The following is a 16551-nucleotide window of genomic DNA, read 5'->3' on the forward strand; positions in this document are numbered from 1 at the left end:
TACCGGCTTTCTCAAACGGAGATTCAGCCAAACAGCCAGTGGCCCAGCATCCGATCGAACGGGAAGGTGAAGAAGCCGGCGATCAGCAGCGCGCCCGTCACCATGCCGCGCACCGAGCGACGGTGGCGCTTGAGGTCATGGCGCCGCGCAGACAGTACGATGATCGGCACCTGGATCAGGGTGAAGATCGACAGGATATGGATGATGCTGAACCGGCTGCCCGGCCCGTGCAGCAGGAAACTGTCGAGTGCGGTCAGGAACAGCGCGCCGCTCCACACCCAGCCCAGCCAGCGATGGCGCCCGTCGCCACGCCGCCGCAACAGCATCACAGGCGTCAGCGCCAGCGCGACCAGGATCGTCAGCAGATGGAACCAGACGAGGCCCGGCACCTGCCCCCACTGCCCATGCCCCCGCCCGATCGCGGTCAGCACCACGGCGAGCAGGATGACGGACGCCACCGCCAGTACGCGTTCATAACGGTCGGGCGCAATCCCCTTGGGCTGCGACGATGTGCTTGCAATGCTGGCCATATATCCCCCTGCATCGCAACTTGTCAGCCGTGCAGGGTCGGGTCAATCTGCTGCGGGCAGCGCCTTGTTGACCGCGCCGATGCGTCGCCGCACCACGCGCGTCAGTTCTTCAATCGTCGACACCTGTTCCACGCCATAGCGGGCCGCGGTGATGTCGACATTGCCCTTGCGCCAGAAGCCGTCGGGACACAGCACGACCAGCTTTCCGCCGCGCGCATGCAGGCCCATTTCCAGCAGGCTGACCGGGCTCTGCGTACCCGGCGCCAGATAGAGGATGATGATGTCGGCGCTGTCCAGCGCCGCCAGTTCCCATTCCACCTGTTGCCGGAAATGGGGATCGCTCGCTTCGGGCTTCCAGGCCGGGTTCCAGTCGGCCCGACGTGGATTGAGGATCGTTACCTTCTCGTCGGCCAGCGCCGCGATCATGTCGCGCTGCCAGTCGGTCGCCTTGCCCATGTCGATGCTGCCGCCCAGGAACAGGCGCGCGCGATCATGCGCGGCCGGCAACGGCTCGGGCGAGGTGATGGTCACCGCCTCACCCGCCCGCGCCGTCATCGGCAGGGCGAGCAGACAGGATGCAAGGATCAGGCGCAGCATCGGGACGGAGGCAGGCGCACTTATCGCGCGCCTGCCCATCGTGTCAGGCCGGAACGCTGGCGAGCGCGGCCTTGACCGCGTCGATCGCGGCCTGCGCCTTGTCGCCATCGGGGCCGCCGCCCTGGGCCATGTCGGCACGGCCGCCACCGCCCTTTCCGCCCAGCGCCTCGACGCCCGCACGGACCAGATCGACCGCGCTGAAGCTGCCGGTCAGGTCGTCGGTCACGCCCACGGCAATGGTCGCGCGGCCATCGACCACGGCCAGCACGGCCGACACGCCGCTGCCGAGCATCTTCTTGTTGCCGTCGACAATGCCGCGCAGTTCCTTGGGGTCGAGGCCGTCGATCACCTGGCCCAGGAAGTCGACGCTGCCGACCTTCTCGGGACCGGCCGGCTTGGCCGAACCGCCACCGCCCAGCGCAAGCGCCTTCTTGGCTTCGGCCAGTTCCCGTTCCAGCTTGCGGCTCTGCTCCACCAGCGCGGCGATGCGCGCGGGCACCTCTTCCGGCGTGGTCTTGAGCGCCGCCGCCGTCTGGCGCAGCTTCTCGTCGCGCTCGACCAGCCACAGGCGCGCCGCCTCGCCGGTCAGCGCCTCGATCCGGCGCACGCCCGAAGACACGGCGCTTTCCGACACGATCTCGAACAGGGCGATGTCGCCCAGCGCGCGGACATGGGTGCCGCCGCACAGTTCGACAGAATAGCTATGATCGTCGCCCTTACCCATCGAGAGGACGCGAACCTCGTCGCCATATTTCTCGCCGAACAGCGCCATCGCGCCGGCGGCGATCGCATCGTCCGGGGTCATCAGACGGGTCATGACCTCGTCATTATGACGGATCTGCGCGTTCACATCGGCCTCGACCTTGGCGATCTGCGCCTGGGTGAGCGCCTCGGGATGCGAGAAGTCGAAGCGCAGGCGGTCGGCCGCGACCATGCTGCCCTTCTGGGTGACATGGCCGCCCAGTTCCTTGCGCAGCGCGGCATGGAGCAGGTGGGTGGCGCTGTGATTGGCGCGAATGCGATCGCGGCGCTCGACATCCACCGTCAGGTTGACGGTGTCGCCGACCTTGACGCTGCCCGCGCTGATCGTCGCCTGATGCGCATGCAGGCGGCCGAGCGGCTTGGACGTGTCGGCAACCTCGGCCACCAGGCCGCCCAGCGTGGTGATCGTGCCGGCGTCGCCATTCTGGCCGCCGCTCTCGCCATAGAAGGGCGTCTGGTTGGTGATGATCGTCACCTTGTCGCCGGCCGACGCCGCATCGACGCGCGCGCCATCCTTGAGGAGGGCCAGCACTTCGCCCTCGCCCTTGGTCGAGGCATAGCCAATGAACTCGGTGCTGCCGAGCGTTTCGGCGATATCGTACCAGATCTCGTCCGACGCCTTTTCGCCCGATCCCTTCCAGGCGGCGCGCGCCGCGGCCTTCTGCTCGGCCATGGCGGCGTCGAAGCCGGCCCGGTCGACAGACAGGCCCTGGGTGCGAAGCGCATCCTCGGTCAGGTCATAGGGGAAGCCATAGGTGTCATAGAGCTTGAACGCGGTCTCGCCCGGCAGGGTCGCGCCCTCGGCCAGATCGGCGGTCGCCTCGTCCAGCAGCTTGAGGCCATTTTCCAGCGTCTTGCGGAAGCGGGTTTCCTCGCGCAGCAGCGTTTCCTCGATCAGCGGCTGGGCGCGGACCAGTTCGGGATAGGCGCCGCCCATTTCCGACACCAGGCTCGACACCAGGCGATACATCAGCGGATCCTTGGCACCGATGATGTGCGCATGGCGCATGGCGCGGCGCATGATCCGGCGCAGCACATAGCCACGGCCTTCATTCGCCGGCAGCACACCGTCAGCAATCAGGAAGCTGGTCGAGCGCAGATGGTCGGCGATGACGCGGTGGCTGGCCTGGAACTCGCCGTCGGTCGCGGTGCGGGTCAGCGCCCCGCTCTCGGCGATCAGCGCCTTGAACGTGTCGATATCATAATTGTTATGGACGCCCTGCATCACCGCGGCGATGCGCTCCAGCCCCATGCCGGTGTCGATCGAGGGCTTGGGCAGTTCCGAAACGATCTCGTTGGCTTCCTGCTCATATTGCATGAAGACGAGGTTCCAGATCTCGACGAAGCGATCGCCATCCTCTTCCGGCGATCCCGGAGGGCCGCCCCAGATATGGTCGCCATGGTCGTAGAAGATTTCCGAGCAGGGGCCGCACGGGCCGCTGTCGCCCATCGCCCAGAAATTATCCTTGGTCGGAATGCGGATGATCTTGTGATCGGGCAGGCCCGCGATCTTCTTCCACAGGTCGAACGCCTCGTCATCCGTGTGATAGACGGTCGTCGTCAGCTTTTCCGCGGGCAGCCCCCATTCCTTGGTCAGCAGGGTCCAGGCATGATGGATCGCCTGTTCCTTGAAATAGTCGCCGAAGCTGAAATTGCCCAGCATTTCAAAGAAGGTGTGATGGCGCGCGGTATAGCCGACATTGTCCAGATCATTGTGCTTGCCGCCGGCGCGGACCGACTTCTGGCTCGACGTCGCGGTCTTGTAGGGACGCGTTTCCAGACCGGTGAAGACATTCTTGAACGGCACCATGCCGGCGTTCACGAACATCAGCGTCGGGTCGTTGTGCGGCACCAGCGGCGCGGACGGAACGATGGTGTGGCCATTGGCCCCGAAATAATCGAGGAAGCTGCGGCGAATGTCGTTGGTCGAGGTCATGCGCGCGATTTAGTGGGAAGCGGCCCGCCGCACAAGCGGGGGATTTGGTCGTGGCACAACATCCCTCGTCAGATTAATTGCAGCGTGACGTCCACACCATGGTCCTGTCGGGCATCCGCGAACACGGTTGCCACTCGCATCATAAAATCGGCCATTTCGGCCGGCAGGCGGTCGATGTTTCTTATCGTCACCGAAAAGGGCGGCTCGACGGCGTTAATGTCGCCCAACAAACTGTCGTACAGCGCATCCAGGTTAAGGCCATGCCATTCGGGCGCGCCCAGTTGTGGCAGCAAGGCCAGATAAAAGTCCAATGGCTTTGCCCAGCCGGAAGCATCAAGTTCAATCAGCTGCATGGCCCGTCGCTTACCCCATCGGCTCTTCGATCGACATCGGCGGTCTGGAGAACCATTGCGGCCCCTGCGCGGTCATGTGGAAGCAGTCCTCCATGCGCACGCCCATCGCGCCGGGCAGGTAGAGGCCCGGTTCGTTGGAAAAGCACATGCCGACGTCCAGCTTCGTCGTTTCGCCATGGACGAGGTTGACCGGCTCATGCCCCTCCATGCCGATGCCATGGCCGGTGCGGTGGGACAGGCCGGGCAGCTTGTAGCCGGGGCCATAGCCCAGTTTCTCATAATAAGCGCGGACCGCATCGTCGACCGTACCGGCCGCCACGCCCAGCTTCGCCGCCTGGATAGCGACCTGCTGACCCTGCGCCACCTCGCCCCAGACCTTTCGCTGCTGCGCGGTGGGCGCGGCGCCATAGACGAAGGTACGGCTGATGTCGGACTGATAATCCTCCACCGTGCAGCCGCAATCCATCAGCACTACCTCGCCCGCGCGCACCGACTGCGGCTTGCCCGAGCCGTGCGGATAGGCGGCTGCTTCGCCGAGCAGGATCAGGTTGAACTCGCCCTTGCCGCCCAGCGCGCTGGTCGCGGCCGTCATCAGCGCGCCGATATCGGCAGGGGTCATGCCCGCCTTCACCTGCGGATGGGTCCAGCGATAGGCGCCCATGGTGACATCCGCCGCCTTCTGCATCAGCGCAATCTCGGCCGCCGTCTTGCGCATGCGGATGGCCCGAGTGACGGGGTCTTTCACCAAAGTCGCGGCGGGCAGCGCGGCCTTCAACCCATCGACCGCGAAATAGCGGACCGTCTCCTCGATGCCGATCCGCCCCTTGTCCAGGCCCCGCGCCGTCAGATAATCGGCGATCGGCGTATAGGGGCTTTCATGCTCCTGCCAGACGCGGACCTCGGCCGGAATGGCGAGCGATTCGTCGATCGAGGGCTTCTCGAAAAAGGGGCAGACGACCAGAGGCGTGCCGCTGGCCGGAATGACCAGCGCGGTCAGCCGCTCGGAGCGCCACCAGCGAATGCCGCTATAATAGATGAGGCTCGCACCCGGCTCGACCAGCAGCGCGTCGATGCCCTGTGCCTGCATCATCTTCTGCGCCCGCGCCAGCCGGTCTGCGCGCTCTGCCTTGCCGATCGGGGTGACGTCGCGCGTGATCGACTGAAGCGCCTCGACCGCCTTTTCCTGCGCGAACAGGCGCGGGCTGACCAGCGCGGTGGTGGCCCCGGCGGCGGCATAGCGAAGCAAGGTGCGGCGATCAGGCGTAAGCATAATGTCCCCCGGTGCGCAGCGCGGCCTGATAGGCGGGCCGCGCCTGTATTCTCTCCAGCCACCCGATCAGATGCGGACGCGATTCGTCAAGCCCGCCGCGCGCCCGCGACGCCTCGATCGGGAAGCTCATCATCATGTCGGCGGCGGAGAAGTCCGGCCCGGCAAAATAGGGGCGGCTTGCCAGTTCGCTTTCCAGCCAGTCGAGATGATCGTCCAGCATCCCCTGCACCGTCGGCCGCGCCGGTCGGCCAAGCAGGCCCAGCTTGCCGACTACCAGCAGGGCCAGCAGCGGCGGCATCATCGATCCTTCGCCATAATGGAGAAACTGGCGCCAGCGGATCGCGCCCTCTGCCTCGGTCGGCGCGCCGAAGCGACCACCGGCCCGCGCGACCAGATATTCCATGATCGCCCCGGTCTCGATCAGCCGATGGCCATCCACCTCCACCACCGGCGACCGGCCAAGCGGATGGACGGCGCGCAGGGCGGCGGGCGCGCGCATCGTCTTGCGGTCCCGCTCATAGCGGCGCACTTCATATGGCTCGCCCAGTTCCTCCAGCAGCCACAGGATGCGCTGCGAACGACTATTGTTCAGATGATGGACGATGATGGTCATGGCGCCTCTCCCATGCTGCGACCCGATCAGGGCTAACGCAGCATGGGAAAGAGTGACAGCGAAGTTTACGCTATCTCGAGGACTTCCTCCGCCTTGGCGCGGGCGCGATAGGCGTGCAGCAGCGGCTCGGTATAGCCATTGGGCTGCGCGACGCCTTCGAACACCAGGGCGCGCGCCGCCTGGAAGGCCAGGCTCTCGTCCTCGCGCCCGCTCATCGGCTGATAGAGCGGATCGGCTTCATTCTGCGCATCGACCTTGGCCGCCATGCGGGTCAGCGCGGCATCGACCTGTTCCGCGGTGCAGACGCCGTGCAGCAGCCAGTTGGCCATATGCTGCGAGGAAATGCGCAAGGTCGCGCGATCCTCCATCAGGCCGACATCATGGATATCGGGCACCTTGGAACAGCCGACGCCCTGGTCGATCCAGCGGACGACATAGCCCAATATGCCCTGCGCATTATTGTCCAGTTCCTGCGCGATCTCTTCTTCGGAGAAATTGCGGCCGACCGCGACGGGAATGGTCAGCAACTTGTCGAGCGACGCAATGCCCTCGGCCTTGCGTTCTTCCTGACGGGCGAAGACGTCGATGCGATGATAATGGGTCGCGTGCAGCGTCGCCGCCGTCGGGGACGGAACCCAGGCGGTGTTGGCGCCACTCTTGGGATGGCCGATCTTCTGCTCCAGCATGTCGGCCATGCGATCGGGCGCCGCCCACATGCCCTTGCCGATCTGCGCCCGGCCCGACAGGCCGCAGGCGAGGCCGATCTGGACGTTGCGATCCTCATAGGCCGTGATCCAGTCGCTCGCCTTCATCTCGCCCTTGCGGATCATCGGCCCGGCCTGCATCGATGTGTGCATCTCGTCCCCGGTGCGATCGAGGAAGCCGGTATTGATAAAGACGATCCGGTCGCGGACGGCATGGATGCAGGCCGCCAGATTGGCCGACGTGCGCCGCTCCTCATCCATCACCCCGACCTTGATCGTGTGGCGCGCCATGCCCAGCATATCCTCGATCGCGTCGAACAGGCGGTTGGTGAAGGCCGCTTCCTGCGGCCCGTGCATCTTGGGCTTAACGATATAGACGCTGCCCACGCGGCTGTTGCCATCCGCCTTGGCCAGATCATGCAGCGCGATCAGGCTGGTGACGATGCCGTCGATGATCCCCTCGGGCGCGTCCTGCCCATCGGCCAGCGCGATCGCCGGCGTGGTCATCAGATGACCGACATTGCGGACGAACAACAGGCTGCGGCCCGGCAACGTGAAGCTGCTGCCATCGGGCGCAGCATAAGCGCGATCGGGATTGAGCGCGCGGGTCATCTGCCGCCCGCCCTTCTCGAACGTCTCGGTCAGGTCGCCCTGCATCAGCCCCAGCCAGTTGGCATAGGCGGTGACCTTGTCCGCCGCATCGACCGCCGCGACCGAGTCCTCCAGATCGCAGATGGTGGTCAGCGCGGATTCCAGGATGACGTCGGATATGCCGGCCGGATCGGTTGCGCCGATCGGATGGGCCGGGTCGAAGACGACCTCGATATGCAGGCCATTATGGCGGAACAGCCTGCCCTTCGCGCTCGTGCCGACGAACTGCGCCGGATCGGCCAGGATGATTTCCTCGCCCGCCAGATCGGCCCAGCGTCCCGTCGCCAGCGGAACGGCATCGTCCAGAAACGCCTTGGCCCAGGCGATGACCTGCGCCCCGCGCGCCGCGTCATAACCCTTGCCCGAAGCCGCGCCCGCAATGGCATCGGTGCCATAGAGCGCATCATAGAGGCTGCCCCAGCGGGCATTGGCGGCATTCAGCAGGAAACGGGCGTTGAGGATCGGGACGACCAGTTGCGGCCCGGCCATGCGGGCGACTTCGGTATCGACATTCTCGCTGGCGATCGCGAACGGCGCCGGTTCCTCGACCAGATAGCCGATCTCGCGCAGGAAGGCCTGATAGGCGGCCGCATTATGCGCCTGCCCCCGGCGCACCTGATGCCAAGCATCGATCTGCGTCTGCAGGTCGTCGCGCGTGCGCAGCAGCGCCGCATTGTCGGGGGTGAAACGCGCCAATATGTCGGCAGTGCCCGCCCAGAATGCGTCGGCATCAATGCCCGTGCCCGGCAGCGCGCGCTGCTCGATGAAGTCGGCCAGCGTTGCGGCAACCTTCAGGCCGGCGCGGTCCGTCATACGGTCGGTCATGCAATCCACTCCTTGCTATGCCGTCCTTTTACGCCTTTCCAATTATGCCGTGTAGACGCTATTATTCGAATAGAGACTTTCCTGTGGTGAACGAATATGATGGACCCGGACCATGAATTGTTCGTGAGCATCGTCGATGAAGGCGGGCTGGCGGCCGCCGGACGGCGGCTCCACATATCGCCAGCGATGATGTCCAAGCGGCTTGCCCGGCTGGAGGACAGGCTGGGCGCCCGGCTGATCCACCGCACCACCCGTCGGCTGGCGCTGACCCCGGCGGGCGAGCGGCTCCATGGCGACCTGCGCGCGATCCTCGCCTCCCTCGACGAAGCCGAACGTCGCGTATCGGGCGTGTCGGCGATCGCGTCCGGCCCGCTGCGAATCACCGCCCCGACTTCCTTTGGCCGCATGCATCTTGCCCCCTATCTTCAGCCTTTCCTGGACGACCATCCGCGCGTCGACCTGCGCCTCGACCTGTCGGACGACTATGTCGACCTGATCGAAAGCCGGGCGGACCTGGCCATCCGCATCGCCGCCGATCCGGGCGCCGGCCTCACCGCCCGGCGGCTGGCGCCCAATCGCCGCATCCTGTGCGCCGCGCCCGCCTATCTTGAGCGCTTCGGCACGCCGCGCCGCATCGCCGACCTCAAGCAGCACCGCCTGCTCGCGGCCGACGGCCAGTTGCCCTGGCGCCTGATCGGTCCCAAGGGGCCGGTCGCGGTCGACGGCCACAGCCATATCCGCACCAACAGTAGCGAAGTCGTGCGCGAACTGGCGCTGTCGGGCAGCGGCATCGCGCTGCGTTCGCTCTGGGACATCAGCGACGCGCTGGCACAGGGTGATGTGCGCCAGATCCTGCCCGATCATGAAGGGTCGAGCGACGTCGCCCTCTATGCCGTGCAACTGCCACAGGCCAATCCGCCGCTGGCCATAACCGCCTTCGTCGACTTTCTTGCTGCGCAATATGCCATTGCGCCGCCGTGGGAGTCGCGGACGGACCGCACTGGCTTGCCCTAGCGGAACACAGTCTCTAAGGCGCATCGCATGGACGATAACACCCGCCGCGCCGCCCTAGACTATCACCGCCTTCCCCAGCCCGGTAAGCTCGCGATCGAGCCGACCAAGCGCATGGTGAACCAGCGCGATCTGGCGCTGGCCTATTCGCCGGGGGTGGCCGCCCCTTGCGAGGAGATCGCTGCCGATCCCGCCAAGGCGCTGGACTATACCGCGCGTGGCAATCTGGTCGCGGTCATCTCCAACGGCACCGCCGTCCTCGGCCTCGGCGCGATCGGCGCGCTGGCGTCGAAGCCGGTGATGGAAGGCAAGGCTGTCCTCTTCAAGAAATTCGCCGACATCGACGTGTTCGACATCGAAGTCGACACCACCGACACGGACAAGTTCGTCGAAGCCGTCGCCCTGCTGGAGCCGACCTTTGGCGGCATCAATCTGGAAGACATCAAGGCGCCCGAATGTTTCGAGATCGAACGGCGCCTGAAGGAACGGATGAACATTCCGGTCTTCCATGACGATCAGCATGGCACCGCCATCGTCGTCGCCGCGGCCGTGCGCAACGCGCTGGTGCTGCAGGGCAAGACCCTGGCCGATGCAAAGCTCGTCACCTCGGGCGCCGGCGCCGCCGCGCTCGCCTGCGTCGACCTGCTCGTCTCGATGGGCCTGCCGATCGACAATGTGACGATGACCGACAAGGACGGCGTCATCCATTCGGGCCGCGAGGGCATGCTGCCCAACATGGCGCGCTATGCCCGCGACACCAACGCGCGTACCCTGCCCGACGTGCTGCCGGGCGCCAACCTGTTCTTAGGGTTGTCGGCTCCGGGCGTGCTGAAGCCGGAATGGCTGCCGCTGATGGCGCCCAATCCACTGATCTTCGCGCTCGCCAATCCGGAGCCGGAAATCCGCCCGGAAGCCGCGCGCGAAGTGCGCCCGGACGCGATCATCGCCACCGGCCGGTCGGACTATCCCAACCAGGTCAACAACGTCCTGTGCTTCCCCTATATCTTCCGCGGCGCGCTGGATTGCGGCGCGACCCAGATCAACGAAGCGATGAAGGTCGCCGCCGCCGACGCGATCGCCGCCCTCGCCCGCATGCCCGCGCATGACAGCGTGGCGCAGGCCTATGGCGGACGCAAGCTGGTGTTCGGCGCCGATTACATCATCCCGACCCCGTTCGATCCGCGCCTGATCGGCGAGATTGCCGGTGCCGTGGCCAAGGCGGCGATGGACAGTGGCGTCGCCACCAAGACGCTGGACCTGGAAGAATATAAGCGCGCCCTGTCGCACCAGAACACCCGCTCGGGTCAGTTGATGCTGCCGGTCTTCCATGCCGCGCGCGGCAGCCAGTGCCGCATCGTCTATGGCGAGGGCGAGGATGAGCGCGTGCTGCGCGCGATCCAGGACGGTCTGGACGAAGGCATCGTCAAGCCGACCATCGTCGCGCGCCGTCGCCTGCTGGAACAGAAGCTGGCCGACATGGGCCTCAGCTTCCAGCTCGACCGCGATGTCGAGGTGATCGATCCCGAGACGGATCATGACATCATGCGCGAACTGGTCGAGGCCTATCGCGCGATCGCCGCGCGCAAGGGCGTGCCGCCAGACGAAATCCTGCGCCATGTCTATCGCCGCCCGACCGTCACCGCCGCCATGCTGCTGCGCACCGGCCGGGTCGACGCCGCGCTGGTCGGTGGCCGTTCCGAATATTGGGGCCAGGTCGAACATGTGCTGCGCATCATCGATCGCGCGCCCAACCACAGCCGCATCTATGCACTGTCGGGCCTGATCCTGGACGCGGGCGCGCTGTTCATCACCGACACCCATATGGTGCCGGACCCGACGCCGGACCAGATTGCAGAAATGACGCTGCTCGCGTCGACCGAATTGCAGCATTTCGGCCTGAAGCCGCGCGTGGCGCTGCTGTCGCACTCCAATTTCGGTGCGTCCAACAGCCCCAGCGCCCGCAAGATGCGGGCCGCGCTCGACCTGGTGCGCCAGGCCGCGCCGGAGCTGGCGGTCGATGGCGAAATGCACGCCGACGCCGCGCTCAGCCAGGCGCTGCGCGAACGGCTGATCCCCGACTCCCGGTTCGAGGGGCCGGCCAACCTGCTGGTGATGCCGAACCTCGACGCCGCCAATATCACGCTGACGGCGCTCGGCGCCTCGTCCAGCTCGCCCACGGTCGGACCGATGCTGATCGGCACCGCCCAGCCGATCCATGTGCTGACGCCCGGCGTCACCGCGCGCGGCATCCTCAACCTGACCGCCATCGCCGCCGCCGAAGTGGCGCGCGAAGGCTGACCTTAACCTTTGCCGGTTAGGCTGTTAGCTTGACCGGCAAAGGATGAAGCGAGGAAGATCATGGCAGGCGTCATCGGCACATTGGCTCGCAGCCTTGGCCCGAAACTGCTGATCGGCGCCGTCCTGGGCGGCGGCGCGCTGCTGCTGACCGACAAGATCGATCGCAACGCCGGCAACGCGACCCAGGCCAAACCGGCCGAGGCCGCCGCCGCGCCCAAGCCGCTGCCGCTGGTCGAGCGGCGCAGCGATCAGGGCATGAAGGTCGATCCCCACGCCCTGGCGGTCAAGCGCGTACTCAAGATCGAGGGGCCGTTCGAGCATGGCGACTATGCCTGGGACGAGGAAGGCGCACCGGCCAAGGGGCCGGTCATCATCACCGTCGACCTGAAAGCCCAGACCCTTTCTGTCTTCCGCGACGGCTATGAAATCGGCGCCGCCGTCATCCTCTATGGCGCGACCGACAAGCAGAGCCCCTTGGGCGCCTTCCCGATCATGCAGAAGGACGCCGACCATTATTCCAGCACCTACAACAACGCGCCCATGCCCTATATGCAGCGGCTGACCAGCGACGGCGTCGCCATCCACGGCAGCGACGTCAAATGGGGCTATGCCACCCATGGCTGCATCGGCGTGCCAAAGGAATTTGCGCAGAAGCTGTTCGGCGTCACCAAGGTCGGCGACATGGTCATCATCACCAACGGCAAGATGCTGGACACCAGCAAGGCCGTCGTCAGCGGCTGACCGCCCCCCCCCTATTGCGGCGCATCCTCGATTGCGGGTGCATGACGCACCGTCAGCGCGCTGCCGCCTGATGCCGCGATGATGCAGAATATCGCCACGCCCTGCAGCGCGGTCAGCCGCTCGCCCAGCACGACGAAGCCCGCCAGCGCGCCGATCGCCGGCGCCGCGCTCAGCAACAGGCCGAACACCGGCGCGGGCAGGCGCCGCATCGCCTCCATCTCCAGCGAATAGGGCAAGGCGCTCGACAGCAGGGCGATCGCCAGCCCGACCATCAGCACCCAGGGCGAAAAGAGCGACGCGCCGGCATGGGTCAGCCCGACCGGCAGCACCAGGATCGCCGCCGCCAGCATGCCCCAGGCAACCGCATCGCCGCGCAGCGCGCCCGACACCCGCTTGCCGGTCAGGATATACAGCGCCCAGCAGGCCGCAGCCCCGACAGCGAAGATGACACCCAAAGGATCAAGTACGGCGTCGCTGCGCAGCGGCAAGAGCAGCAGCAGGCCGATCACCGCCGCCCCCAGCCACAGGAAATCGCGCGGCCGGCGCGACCCGAACAGCACGATCGCCAGCGGCCCCGTCACCTCGATGGCCATGGCGATGCCCAACGGGATCCGGGCGAACGCCTGATAGATGAGCAGGTTCATCAGCGCGAGGGTCGCGCCATAGATCAGCAGCGGCCAGCGCACATCGGCCGGGATCGGTCGGCGCCATGGCCGCCGGAACAGCATCAGCAGGATCGCCGCCAGGAAGATGCGCAGCGCCGCAATGCCATAGGCACCGACGATCGGGAATAGCGTCTTGGCAAAGGCCGCGCCCATGTTCATCGACAGCAGCGACGCCAGCACGGCGCCCGCCCCCGCCAGCACGGCGCCCTGCCCGTTCATCTCAATCCTGCTCATGTTCAATGAATACCATATACGATTAATTGGAAAAGCGTCATTCGATGCGGCGTTGCACCAGATGCGTTGCCAGTTGCAAGAATCTCATACGTATGCAGCCTTGACCATCGCTGTCACTCGGCCCATCTGGCGGACTTCCGTCATTTTGCATTGCAGCATGGAGCTTGTCATGGGCAGCCAGTCCCACAAGGCGCACCCCGCGCTCGTCCTTTTCGCGCTGTCCGTGGGCGCCTTTGCGATCGGCACGACCGAATTCGCCTCCATGAGCCTGCTGCCCTTCTTCGCGCGCGACCTCCACATCGACCTGCCGACCGCCGGCCATGCGATCAGCGCCTATGCGCTGGGCGTGGTGGTCGGCGCGCCGCTGATCGCCGCCTTTGCCGCGCGCCTGCCGCGCCGCACGCTGCTGATCGCGCTGATGGCGATGTTCGCGGTCGGCAACGGCCTGTCGGCGCTGTCGCCCAGCTATCACTGGCTGCTGCTGTTCCGCTTCCTTTCGGGCCTGCCCCATGGCGCCTATTTCGGCGTCGCCGCCCTGGTCGCCGCCAGCCTGGTGCCGATCGAGAAGCGCACCCTGGCGATCGCCAAGGTGATGTCGGGCCTCACCATCGCCACGGTATTGGGCGTGCCCGTCGCCAACTGGATGGGCCAGATACTGGGATGGCGCTCGGGCTTCTTCGTGGTCTGCGCGCTCGCCGTGCTGACCATGAGCCTGGTCGCCCTCTACGCTCCGCGCGACGCCGGTGATCCGAAGGCCAGCCCGATGCGCGAGCTGAGCGCACTCGGCAAGTCGCAGGTCTGGCTGACCCTGCTGACCGGCGCGATCGGCTTTGGCGGCCTGTTCGCGGTCTACACCTATGTCGCCTCGACCATGATCGAGGTGACCCATGTGTCCGAAACCCTGGTGCCGCTGATCCTGATCGTCTTTGGCCTGGGCATGACGATCGGCAATCTCGTCGTTGCCTGGCTGGCCGACCGTGCGCTCAACCGCACCGTCATCGGCATCCTCGTGTGGAGCGCGGTTGCGCTGGCTCTCTTCCCCTTCATGGCCGGCAATATCTGGAGCCTCAGCCTCATCGTCTTCCTGATCGGTATTGGCGGCGGCATGGGCACGCCGTTGCAGGCGCGACTGATGGACGTTGCGGGCGACGCCCAGACGCTGGCCGCCGCACTGCACCACAGCGCCTTCAACATCGCCAATGCGCTCGGCCCTTGGCTCGGCGGCCTGTCGATCGCGGCGGGCTATGGCCTGGTGTCGACCGGCTGGATCGGCTGCGCCTTGTCGCTGGGCGGCCTGGCCATCTATCTGGTCGCCATCGCCACCGCGCGGCGCAGCGCCCAGCCCGCGCTGGTGCCCTGCGAATAAGCCGCTTCCTTCCATCCGTTCCGCTGGCTAAGGCGGGCGGATGACGGATCGGGCACGCGAACAGACCTTACAGGACGCGGCAATCGCCGCATTGCGCCGCGGCGACGCGGCAGTGGCGCGCGCCACCCTCTCCGAAATGGCCGATCCTCCGGCCATGCTGCTGTCCCAGGCCTGCAATCGGCTGGGTGATCTGGACGGCGAACAGGCAGCGCTCAATCGCATCCTGCAACAGGATATGCGCAACCTGCCAGCGCTGCTTGCCATGGGGCAGAATTTCCAGCGGCGCGGCGATCTGCGTGGCGCGACATCCTGGTTCCGCAGCGCCCTGGCACAGGCCGCCGCCCATGGCACCCCGCCCGCTTTACAACCGCTGCTTCAACGCGCGCAGGAGGCGATCGCTGGCGCCAGCCGGGATTTCGAGGATCATCTCGACGCGGCGATGGCGGGTCTCCCCACGTTGCCGCGCATTGCCCAGGCGACCGACCTGCTGCTGGGCAAGACGCCGCTCTATCTCCAGCAACCCAGCATGTTCTATTTTCCCGGCCTGCCGCAGCGCGCCTTTTACGAGCGCGACGAATTTGCCTGGGTACCGGCGGTTGAAGCGGCAACCGACGCCATTATCGCCGAACTGAACGACGTCCGCGCCGGTGCGCCCGATTTCGCGCCCTATGTCCAGACGCCCACCGATCGCCCGGCGCCCAACAATCCGCTGCGCGACGATCCCTCCTGGGGCGCCTATTATTTCTGGCAGGATGGCGAGATCGTGGCCGATCATGCCGCACGCTGCCCAGCTGTCATGGCGGCGCTGGAACAGGTGCCCCGTCCGGTCATCGCCGGCCGCTCGCCCATGGCGCTCTGGTCGCTGCTGAAACCGGGTACCCACATCCAGCCCCATCATGGCGTGCTCAACACCCGTCTGATCTGCCACCTGCCGCTGATCGTGGCCGACAATTGCGCGTTGCGGGTCGGCGCAGAGACCCGCGCCTGGGCGCCGGGCGAAATGCTGATCTTCGATGACAGCATCGAACATGAGGCCTGGAACCGGGGCAATGACACCCGCGTCATCCTGCTGTTCGAAGTCTGGCGCCCGGAAATCCACGCGGAGGAACGGATCGCGCTCACACGCCTGTTCGAAGCGATCGACCGCTTCGGCCCGAAACAGGTGGATGCCGGCTAACCCGCCTCTTTTCAGAACGCCCATCTGCGACTATGGGCGCGGACAAAGACGACAAGAGAGGATGGCACGGGGCGCTCACGCTTTTCGGACATGCCATGACCTCGATCGACCCGACGCCCCCGGCGCCGCCCCCTGCCCTGCCCGTTCCGCCCGCCCATGTCGCGCGGCCGCATAGTCCTGCCGAGGATTTCTATGCGATCGCCATCGGCTGCGCCTTCATCGCCATGGGGCTGATGCTGCTGAAACAGGCAAAGCTGGTGACCGGCGGCATGGCCGGCATCGCGCTGCTGCTGTCCTATTTGATCCATCTGTCGCCCGCGACGCTGTTCCTGCTGATCAACATCCCCTTCTTCCTGTTCGCCGGGCGGGCGATGGGCATGGCCTTCGGCCTCAAGACCCTGTTCGCCAATATCGCGATCATGGGCGTCGGCCTTGCCATGCCCTATGCGATGGAAATCGCCCGGATCAGCCCCTTCTTCGCCGCGCTGTTCGGCGGCTCGATCATCGGCTTCGGCATCCTCGCCATCGCCCGCCATGGCGCGGGCGTGGGCGGCGTCGGCGTGGTCGCGCTGATCCTGCAGAAATCGCGCGGCTGGAATGCCGGTCGCACCCAGATGGCCTGCGATGTGCTGATCCTGCTCGCCTCGCTGCCGATCCTCAATGCCGAGCGTTTTGGCCTTTCCGTCCTGTCGGCCGCCGCGATCAACGCCGTGCTGTTCGTCAACCACCGCCCCGGCCGCTATATCGGCCATTGATGCGCGCCTGCCTCCCCGGCTAGACGGACCCCGGCGCCCACGCCGGTGCGCCCATCATAAAAG

14 protein-coding genes are annotated in these 16551 nt (G+C 66.2%); 6 read left to right on the plus strand and 8 right to left on the minus strand.

Translation table 11 applies throughout. The features are described from left to right. Positions 1-23: 23 nt before the first annotated feature. The 7 genes from ACUCV3_RS23865 to ACUCV3_RS23895 all read right to left on the minus strand — a co-directional run bounded on the left by ACUCV3_RS23865 (position 24) and on the right by ACUCV3_RS23895 (position 8241). Complete coding sequence (locus ACUCV3_RS23865; protein WP_279776299.1) at positions 24-530, minus strand: DUF2306 domain-containing protein; 507 nt, start codon at positions 528-530, stop codon at positions 24-26. Between the two features lie 42 nt (positions 531-572). Further along, on the minus strand, positions 573-1127 hold the full coding sequence (locus ACUCV3_RS23870) for a nucleoside 2-deoxyribosyltransferase domain-containing protein (protein WP_279776300.1): 555 nt from the start codon (positions 1125-1127) through the stop codon (positions 573-575). A gap of 43 nt (positions 1128-1170) precedes the next feature. After that, complete coding sequence (gene alaS / locus ACUCV3_RS23875; protein WP_279776301.1) at positions 1171-3825, minus strand: alanine--tRNA ligase; 2655 nt, start codon at positions 3823-3825, stop codon at positions 1171-1173. Between the two features lie 68 nt (positions 3826-3893). Continuing rightward, entirely contained in the window at positions 3894-4178 is a 285-nt protein-coding gene (locus tag ACUCV3_RS23880; RefSeq protein ID WP_279729660.1) for a barstar family protein, read from the minus strand. 10 nt (positions 4179-4188) lie between these two features. Continuing rightward, on the minus strand, positions 4189-5448 hold the full coding sequence (locus ACUCV3_RS23885; RefSeq protein ID WP_279729658.1) for a M24 family metallopeptidase: 1260 nt from the start codon (positions 5446-5448) through the stop codon (positions 4189-4191). Beyond that, positions 5435-6061, minus strand: a complete 627-nt coding sequence (locus tag ACUCV3_RS23890; protein ID WP_279729657.1) for a glutathione S-transferase family protein — start codon at positions 6059-6061, stop codon at positions 5435-5437. The genes ACUCV3_RS23885 and ACUCV3_RS23890 overlap by 14 nt, the downstream gene beginning before the upstream one ends. Before the next feature lie 65 nt (positions 6062-6126). Then, positions 6127-8241: a malate synthase G gene (locus ACUCV3_RS23895; protein WP_279729656.1), complete on the minus strand. Its 2115-nt coding sequence runs from the start codon at positions 8239-8241 to the stop codon at positions 6127-6129. 96 nt (positions 8242-8337) lie between these two features. Between ACUCV3_RS23895 and ACUCV3_RS23900 the strand changes: the two genes are divergently transcribed. Genes ACUCV3_RS23900 through ACUCV3_RS23910 form a run of 3 tightly spaced genes read left to right on the plus strand, consistent with a single transcriptional unit; the run spans position 8338 to position 12291 of the window. Then, positions 8338-9255 carry a LysR family transcriptional regulator gene (locus ACUCV3_RS23900; RefSeq protein WP_482241207.1) on the plus strand — a complete coding sequence of 306 codons (918 nt, stop codon included), beginning with the start codon at positions 8338-8340 and terminating at the stop codon, positions 9253-9255. A 27-nt stretch (positions 9256-9282) separates the two neighbouring features. Then, positions 9283-11550, plus strand: coding sequence for an NADP-dependent malic enzyme (locus tag ACUCV3_RS23905; protein WP_004207688.1), 2268 nt, complete (start codon positions 9283-9285; stop codon positions 11548-11550). A 60-nt stretch (positions 11551-11610) separates the two neighbouring features. Then, on the plus strand, positions 11611-12291 hold the full coding sequence (locus ACUCV3_RS23910) for a L,D-transpeptidase family protein (RefSeq protein WP_010337124.1): 681 nt from the start codon (positions 11611-11613) through the stop codon (positions 12289-12291). An 11-nt stretch (positions 12292-12302) separates the two neighbouring features. Here the strand turns inward: ACUCV3_RS23910 and ACUCV3_RS23915 are convergent, their stop codons facing one another. Further along, on the minus strand, positions 12303-13175 hold the full coding sequence (locus ACUCV3_RS23915) for an EamA family transporter (RefSeq protein ID WP_037507587.1): 873 nt from the start codon (positions 13173-13175) through the stop codon (positions 12303-12305). 184 nt (positions 13176-13359) lie between these two features. Between ACUCV3_RS23915 and ACUCV3_RS23920 the strand changes: the two genes are divergently transcribed. The 3 genes from ACUCV3_RS23920 (at position 13360) to ACUCV3_RS23930 (ending at position 16488) form a co-directional block, all read left to right on the plus strand. Then, positions 13360-14556 (plus strand): MFS transporter, encoded by a 1197-nt coding sequence (locus tag ACUCV3_RS23920; RefSeq protein ID WP_125999847.1) that lies wholly within the window; start codon positions 13360-13362, stop codon positions 14554-14556. A 40-nt stretch (positions 14557-14596) separates the two neighbouring features. Continuing rightward, positions 14597-15733, plus strand: coding sequence for an aspartyl/asparaginyl beta-hydroxylase domain-containing protein (locus ACUCV3_RS23925; RefSeq protein WP_482241208.1), 1137 nt, complete (start codon positions 14597-14599; stop codon positions 15731-15733). 95 nt (positions 15734-15828) lie between these two features. Next, positions 15829-16488 carry a YitT family protein gene (locus ACUCV3_RS23930; protein ID WP_279729653.1) on the plus strand — a complete coding sequence of 220 codons (660 nt, stop codon included), beginning with the start codon at positions 15829-15831 and terminating at the stop codon, positions 16486-16488. The last annotated feature ends 63 nt before the right edge of the window (positions 16489-16551 follow it).

The sequence above is a fragment of the Sphingobium sp. VMM genome (assembly GCF_056790315.1).